Source organism: Nonomuraea cypriaca, assembly GCF_015645445.1.
Lineage (GTDB): Bacteria > Actinomycetota > Actinomycetes > Streptosporangiales > Streptosporangiaceae > Nonomuraea > Nonomuraea cypriaca.
Genome location: NZ_JADOGI010000361.1, coordinates 1 through 7,694, shown reverse-complemented (window position 1 = coordinate 7,694; position 7,694 = coordinate 1). Strand labels below are relative to the sequence as shown.

The window sequence follows — 7,694 nt, the reverse complement described above, 5'->3', positions numbered from 1 at the left end:
CCCCGCCGCGGCCCCCTCCGGAGCACCCGAATGACCCCGCCCGACTCTCCCAGCCCGCCGCCGCCCGCAGGCCCCCTCCGGAGCACCCGATGACCACACCCGAGCCTCCCGGCCCGCCGCCGCCCGCAGGCCCCCTCCGGAGCACCCGATGACCACACCCGAGCCTCCCGGCCCGCCGTCGGCCGCAGAGCCTCTGCTGGACGTCGAGGACCTGGCCGTACGCCGGGCGGACGGCCACGAACTCCTGCGCGGCGTGTCCTTCGCCCTCGGTCCCGGCGAGCGGCTCGGCCTGATCGGCGAGTCCGGCTCGGGCAAGTCGCTGACCGCGCTGGCCGTCATGGGCCTGCTGCCCGCGGGCATGACCGCGCACGGCAGCGTGACCCTGGGCGGGACGCAGGTGGTCGGCGCGCAGGACAGGAAGCTGGACCGCGTCCGCGGCAGGGCCGCCGGCGTGGTCTTCCAGGAGCCGCTGACGGCACTGGACCCGCTGATGCGCGCCGGCCGTCAGATCGCCGGGCCGATCCGCCGCCGGCGCGGGCTGCGCGGCAAGCCGCTGCGCGCCGCCGTCCTCGACGCGCTGTCCGAGGTACGCCTGCCCGAGCGCGTCGCCCGCGCCTACCCGCATGAGATCTCCGGCGGGCAGCGGCAGCGGGTGGCCATCGCCATGGCACTGGCCTCCGAGCCGGAGGTGCTGATCGCCGACGAGCCGACCACGGCGCTCGACGTGACGGTGCAGGCCGAGGTCCTGGCGCTGCTGGACGGGCTGGTGGCGGGCCGTGGGATGGCGCTGCTGTTCATCAGCCACGACCTGGCCGTCGTCGCGGGCGTGGCCGACCGGGTCGTGGTGCTCAAGGACGGCTCCATGGTGGAGTCGGGAAGGACACGTGACATCGTGCGCGAGCCTCGGCACCCGTACACGCGCTCGCTCGTGGACAGCGCGTGGGCCCTGGAGGGCGAGCTGGACCGGCTGGCCCCATGAGCCCCGCCGGAGCACCAGCCGAACCGGGCGGCGCCGTGCGCATTCTGGAATCGCGGGAGGCCGGGTTCGCGTACCGGGGCGGCCCTCCGGTGCTTGATGGCGTCTCGGTCGCCGTGACGGCCGGGCGCAGCCTGGCGCTGGTCGGCGAGTCGGGCGCGGGCAAGACCACGCTGTTGCGGCTGCTGCTCGGCCTGGCGAGGCCGACCACCGGCCAGGTGCTGTTCGACGGCGCAGAAGTGGCCCCGCGCGACCCCGCGTTCCTGCGGGCGGTCCAGCCGGTGTTCCAGGACCCGTACTCGTCGCTGGATCCGCGCCAGCGGGTCGGCAGGATCGTCTCGGAGCCGCTGCGCTCGCTCGGCCTGCTCTCCCACGGATCCCGCGCGGCCAGGCGCGCCGAGGCCGCCGAGCGGGTGGCGGAGGCGCTGCGCTCGGTCGGGCTGCCCGCCGACGCGGCCCGGCGGTACCCGCACGAGTTCTCCGGCGGGCAGCGGCAGCGCGTCGCGATCGCGCGGGCCATCGTGTGCCGGCCGCGTGTCCTGCTCGCCGACGAGCCGGTCAGCGCGCTCGACGTGTCGACGCGGGTGCGCGTGGTCGAGCTGCTCGGCGAGCTCGGCGAGAGTCACGGGCTGACGGTCGTGGTGGTCTCGCACGACCTGAGCGTGGTGGCGGCGCTGTGCGCGGAGACGGCCGTCATCGAGCGCGGGCGCGTGGTGGAGCAGGGCGCCACCACGGACGTGCTCGGCTCGCCCGCGCACCCGTACACCCGCAGGCTCCTGGAGAGCGTCCCCAGGCTCAGCCGGGCCGCCCGGCTCCGCTGAAGCCGTACGAGCCGACAACGGTCGCCTGACAAAACACCGGGGAAGACCTGATCCAGGTTCTGCCAAGAACACTCGGGGACATTGCCTCCTCACCTCGGCGACGGCCACCGTGGGGTACGTCGCCGTGCCAGATGGCCGCTTCGTGATCCTCCCGTCCAGTCCGCAGCCGGCTACCCGCCGCCCGAAGAGATGAACACGGACGAATCGGGTAGCGGCGCATCATCACCGGGAGTCACGGCATGACGATCATCCGCCAGGAGCCCGCCGGCCTCGGCAGGCACGTCGCCACGCGCCCTGCCCTCCTCCTCGCCCTGGCCGGCCTCCTGTACGCGGCGGCGCAGCTGCTCCTGGTCTCGCCCCGCATCGGCATCGGGTGGGACGAGGCCGTCTACGCCAGCCAGTACGCCTCCCACGCACCCCCAGCGATCTTCAGCGCCCCGCGCGCCCAAGGGGTCGCCCTGCTGGTGGCGCCCGTGGTGGCGGTGACCGACTCGGTGCCGCTGCTGCGCCTCTTCCTGACCGCGATCTCGGCGCTGGCTCTGTGCGCCGCGTTCGCGCCCTGGCTACGCGTACGCGACGGCTACACGGTGCCGCTGGCGGCGTTGCTCTTCGCGGGCACCTGGCTGACGCTCTTCTACGGCAACGAGGCCATGCCCAACCTGTACGTGGCCCTGAGCGCGGTCGCGGCCACCGGGCTCCTCGTACGCCCGTCGCGGTGGCCGGCGCTGGGCCTGGCGACGGCCTTCGCCGTCATGTCGCTGATGCGGCCATCGGACGCCCTGGTCGCGGCCGCGGTGCTGGGCGCCGCGGCGCTGGCGGTGCCGGCCTGGCGGCGGATCGCCTCGCTGGCGGGCATCGCGGCGGGACTGGCGGTCGGGTGGGGCCAGTGGCTGATCGAGGCGGAGCTCCGGTTCGGCGGCGTGGCCGCGCGGCTGGGGGACGCGGCCGAGCACAACGTCATGGGATGGACGGCCTCGGTCATCGAGCACGCCAGGGCGCTCGACGGCCCCTCGCTGTGCCGGTTCGGCACGAACTGCGGGCCGGTCTCACCCGTGGCGCTGCTCTGGTGGCTGGCGATCCCGGTCATGGCGGCCGCGGGGGTGTGGGCGGCGCGGCGTACCGGCCGATTCGCGCCCTTGCTGCTGGCCGCGGGCACCGGTGCGGCGCTGGCGCTGCCGTACCTGTTCTACGTCGACTACGCCGCGCCGCGCTTCCTCATGCCGGCCTACGCGCTGCTGTCACTGCCCGTCGCCGAGGCGGTCACCGCGCTCCTGGGCCTGCGCCGTCCGCTCGCCACGGTGTTCGGGGTGGGGGGCGTGCTCGCGCATCTGGCCCTGCAGGGCGGCTACGCCCACGGCATGTCGGGCAACGCGCTGTCGGGCCGGGAGCGGGTCGAGGAGGTGGCCGCGGAGCTGCGGCAGCGCGGCGTACGCCCCCCGTGCCTGGTCTACGGCGAGTCCGGGGTGCAGCTCGGCTACCTGCTCGGCTGCTCCTCCCGGGGGGTCATCCAGCGGTTCGGCGAACGTGAGCCCGCGCAGCTGCGCACGGCGATGGCCCGCGGGGATCAGGTGGTCGTCGTCCACACCGACGTCCCGCCGCCCCCGTACGTCGCGGCCTGGCGGAAGGACGACCTGCCCGGCGGGTGGTCGGCGTACCATGCGCCGGCCGCCGAGTGACGGCGTGTGGTGAACTCGCGGCCGGTAGGGCGGCGGGAAGGAAACGGTAAGCGCCGCCAGGCAGGCTGTCGTCATCAGCCGGAACCACCGGCGCAGACCACAGGGAGCAGGACGATGCGCAAGCTCATCGAGTCGACGTTCGTGTCGCTGGACGGCATCATCGACGACACCGGCCCGTCCACGGCGTCCCGGGCGGAGCCGCAGCACTGGGGCCAGCCGTACTGGGACGAGGACCACGCCCGTTACTCCGGCGGGCTGATGGCGTCGGCGGACGCGATGCTGCTCGGCCGGGTGACGTACGAGGGGTTCGCGGAGGCGTGGTCGGCGCGCGAGGACGCCGTCGAGATGAACGAGATGCCCAAGTACGTCGCCTCGCGGACCCTGACCGAGACCACCTGGAACGCCACCCTCATCCAGGGTGACGTGGCCGAGGCGGTCGCGAAGCTCAAGGAGCAGCCGGGCGGCACCATCCTGAAGTGGGGCACCGGCGAGCTGGACCGCACCCTGGTGGAACACGGCCTGGTCGACGAGTTCCACTTCTGGTACTTCCCGGTCATCGTCGGCGCGGGCAAGCACCTGTTCGAGGGCGCAGGGTTCGACACCACGCACCTGAAACTGGCCGACATCAACCGATTCGACTCGGGCATCGTGGTCCACGTCTACGTCCCCAAGTAAGCCTGGCCTGCGTTCCCGAGCAAGCCCGCGAGTCACGGCAGCAGGTCTCTGGCCTGCTCGGGCGTGAGCTCGCGGCCCTGCTCGAACAGGGCGGGGAAACCGGGCTCGGCGGCCTGGACCAGGGCGGTGATCCGGGCCAGCTCGTCCCGGTCGGAAACGGACGACTCCTTCCCGGCGCTCCGCCGGGCGCTCTCCGCGGCGCCGAGCAGCCGCGCGGCCAGGCCGGGCCGCCCATCCTGCACCAGCGCGGCGGCCAGGCCGGCCAGCGCCCACGCCAGACCGTGTACCAGGCCCTGCTCACGGAACACGTCGAAGCCCTCCAGGTGCCAGGCCAGCGCCGCCGCCGGTTCGCCCCGCTGCTCGGCCAGCAGCCCCAGCTCGACCAGCACCATCGACAGGTACGGCGGCACGCCGCCGGCGCTCTGCTGCCGCCGGGCGGAGTCCAGCAGCCACCGCAGCTGTTCCTCGGCCAGGTCGAGGTCGCCGGACCGGCGGGCGGCGAACGCCAGGCTGATGGCGGCGAACGCCTCGCCGGCCTGCTGCCCCTGCTCGGCGGCCAGCCGTCTGGCCTGCTCCGCGTGCTCAAGGGCGCTCGCGTGGTCTCCGGCCTGCACCGAGATCCAGGCCAGCCAGCCCAGCCGCCCTGCCACGTCGGGCCACAGTCCCAGCTCCTCGGCGATCCGCAGGCCGGCCTGGCTGAGCCGGGCCGCCTCCGCCAGGTCGCCGGTGAGGTCGGCCAGGCCGATCAGCCAGTCCGTGGCCTGCAGCACACCCCAGTCGTCACCCAGCTCACCGAACAGATCCGCGCTGCGCCGGGCGTCGTGCTCCAGCGCGTCGAGGTCGTACCGCATGTGCGCGAGCATGGCGCGGGTGCTGAGCGCCGCCGCCTCACCCCACAGGTCCCCGATCTCCCTGAACGTGTCCAGGGCCTGCTCCAGCAGCTCACCGGTCGCCTTCTCGTCCCCGAACTCGACGATCGACATGGCGAGGAACCACTCGGCCCTGGCCTGCCCGGCCGGATCCGCCACCTTCTCGTAGCCTCGCAAAGCCTCCGCCGCGCGCTCAGGCCCGGCCTGTCCCTGCCGGATCGCCAGGCCGGCGTACCACGCCTCGGCCCTGGCCCGGACCCCTGCGGGGACCTCGCCCGGCACCGCGAAGGCCGCGGCCAGCGCGCGGCGCGCCTCGGTGAGCCGGCCGCGCAGGACCCAGTACCACACCAGGGCTCCGGCCAGCCGCAGCGCCCGCTCGGCCGCGCCCTCCCGCCGGAACGTGTCCAGCGCCGCCCGCAGGTTCGCGGCCTCGGCGTCCAGCCGGCGCAGCCACTCCCCCTGGCCTGGTCCGCGCAGCCGCGATTCCGCCTCTTCGGCCAGGGCCAGGTAGTAGTCGGCGTGCCGGCGCCGCAGCACCGCCTCCTCGCCGCTCTCGCGCAGCCGGTCCAGGCAGTACGCCGACACCGACTCCAGCAACCGGAACCGCGCCCCGTCCCCGCGCACCACCAGCGACCGGTCCACCAGCCCTGCCAGCACATCCAACACCTCACCGGCAGCGACCCCCTCCCCGCCCACCGCCCCGGCCACAGTGCCGCTGCCCACCACGCCGGCCGCGGCAGCGCCGCTGGTGCGCGCCGGCTCTACCGCGGTCGTGTCGTCGGTGCGCAGTGTCTCGGCGGCGGTCAGGGTGCAGCCGCCCGAGTGGACGGCCAGGCGGCGCAGCACGGCGCGCTCGGCCTCGGTCAGCAGGCGCCAGCTCCAGTCGATCACCGCGGCCAGGGTGCGCTGCCGGGCCGGGGCGTCGCGGGGACCGGTGCCGAGCAGGCCGAACCGGTCCTGGGGGACACGCAGCCGGGACGCCAGCTCGGGCACGCCCAGCGCGGGCACCCGGGTGGCGGCCAGTTCGAGCGCCAGCGGGATGCCGTCCAGCCGCCGGCACACCTCGGCGACACTCGCGGCGATCTCCGGCTCCGGGGCCAGCCCGGCCCTGGCCAGGAACAGCCGCACAGCCGCGGACCCGGCAAGCCGGGCCGGGTCGTCGGTGTCGGGGATGTCCAGGGGCGGCAGCTCCCAGCGGGCCTCACCGCGCAGCCGCAGCGGCTCCCTGCTCGTGGCCAGCACCCGCAGGCCGGGCGCGGCCGGCAGCAGCGTCGCGACCAGCTCGGCCACCGGCTCCACCACGTGCTCGCAGTTGTCCAGCACCAGCAGGGTCCGCCGCTCCCGCAGGGCGGCGGCCAGTCGTTCGCCCGCCGGCTCCGAGCCGCCCGGCGCGTCCGGAATGGACAGGACGGACAGCACCAGCTCCGCCGCGTCGCCCCGCCCGTCCCAGGTGGTCAGGTCGACGAGCCAGGCGCTTTCCGGGTACGTCCCGGCCAGGGCCCTGGCGACCGCGATGGCCACACTGGTCTTGCCCACCCCGCCTGGCCCGGTGATCGTGACCAGCCGGCCTGCCGTCAGCAGCTCGCGTACCCGCTGAAGGGCGTGGTCACGGCCGATCAGCTCGGTCACCGGCGCAGGCAGGTTGGTGGCGGGCCTGACCGGCCTGGCAGCCGGGGCCGGCGCGTTCTCGGCCGGGTCGCCGGCCAGGATGGCCCGGTGCAGCTCGGTCAGCTCCGGGCTCGGGTCCAGGCCCAGCTCGTCGGCGAGCCTGCGCCGCAGTTCCTGGAAGCCGTCCAGGGCCTCGCCCGTGCGGCCCGCCCGGTGGAGTGCCCGCATGTGGGCCGCCCGCAGCCGCTCCCGGTACGGATGCCCGGCCACCTGCTCGCCCAGCTCCGCGACCAGCTCACGGTGCTCGCCCAGCTCCAGCCGGACCTCGGCGTACGCCTCGACGGCGGCCAGCCGCTGCTCCTCCCACCGGACCACGGCCGGCCGGGCGAACTCCTCGTCGGCGAAGTCGGCCAGGGCCGGCCCCCGCCACAGACCCAGCGCCTCGGCCAGCAGCCCGGCCCGGGTCCGCGGGTCATCGGCCGCCTGCGCCTGCCCGGTCAGGGCCGCGAACCTGGCCGCGTCCACGCCGTCGGGACGGGCTCTCAGCGCGTACCCGGGGGGCTGGGACGCCACCAGCTCGCGGCCGCCCGGCTCGGCGCCGGCCAGGGCTCGGCGCAGCTGCGAGACGCGTACGTGAAGGGCGGCCACGGGATCGGCCGGCGGCGTCTCCCCCCACAGGTCCTCGACCAGCCGATCCACCGACACCGGACGTCCCTCGTGAACCAGCAGATCGGCCAGCAGCGCCCGCACCAAACGCCCGGAAATCGGCACCGATTCACCATGATCGGTCCACACGGCCAGCGGCCCCAACACCCCTAATCGCACCCCCCAAGGCTAAGCCGTCCAGACCCTCCCTCAGACTCACCACCAACCACTCCACGATCCGCCGACCAGAGGCCACGACAGCAACGTGCGGCACGGTGGCCCGGCAGGGCAGGAAGGGCCGAGACGTTCAGGAGCGACCGGAACGGCCAGGACAGGCCGAGACCCAGGGACCGCCGAGACGGCCAGGAACGGAGACGGTCAGGGACGGCCGAGACGATTAGCGGCGGCGGGGGGTGTTGGGGGC

General features: G+C 74.9%; 5 protein-coding genes. 4 read left to right on the top strand and 1 reads right to left on the bottom strand.

The genetic code is table 11. The annotated features are described in order from the left end of the window. The first annotated feature begins 148 nt into the window (after positions 1–148). The 4 genes from ITP53_RS52400 (at position 149) to ITP53_RS52385 (ending at position 4,148) form a co-directional block, all read left to right on the top strand. Positions 149–979, top strand: coding sequence for an ATP-binding cassette domain-containing protein (locus ITP53_RS52400; protein ID WP_195902970.1), 831 nt, complete (start codon positions 149–151; stop codon positions 977–979). Between the two features lie 35 nt (positions 980–1,014). Then, a complete protein-coding gene (locus ITP53_RS52395) occupies positions 1,015–1,797 on the top strand; it encodes an ABC transporter ATP-binding protein (protein WP_328818645.1) in 783 nt (260 codons plus the stop codon). A gap of 239 nt (positions 1,798–2,036) precedes the next feature. After that, entirely contained in the window at positions 2,037–3,473 is a 1,437-nt protein-coding gene (locus tag ITP53_RS52390; protein WP_195902968.1) for a hypothetical protein, read from the top strand. Between the two features lie 114 nt (positions 3,474–3,587). Then, positions 3,588–4,148, top strand: a complete 561-nt coding sequence (locus ITP53_RS52385; RefSeq protein WP_195902967.1) for a dihydrofolate reductase family protein — start codon at positions 3,588–3,590, stop codon at positions 4,146–4,148. A gap of 32 nt (positions 4,149–4,180) precedes the next feature. On the opposite strand, the gene ITP53_RS52380 is transcribed toward ITP53_RS52385, so the two are convergent. Beyond that, on the bottom strand, positions 4,181–7,396 hold the full coding sequence (locus ITP53_RS52380) for a BTAD domain-containing putative transcriptional regulator (RefSeq protein ID WP_328818642.1): 3,216 nt from the start codon (positions 7,394–7,396) through the stop codon (positions 4,181–4,183). Between the last annotated feature and the right edge of the window lie 298 nt (positions 7,397–7,694).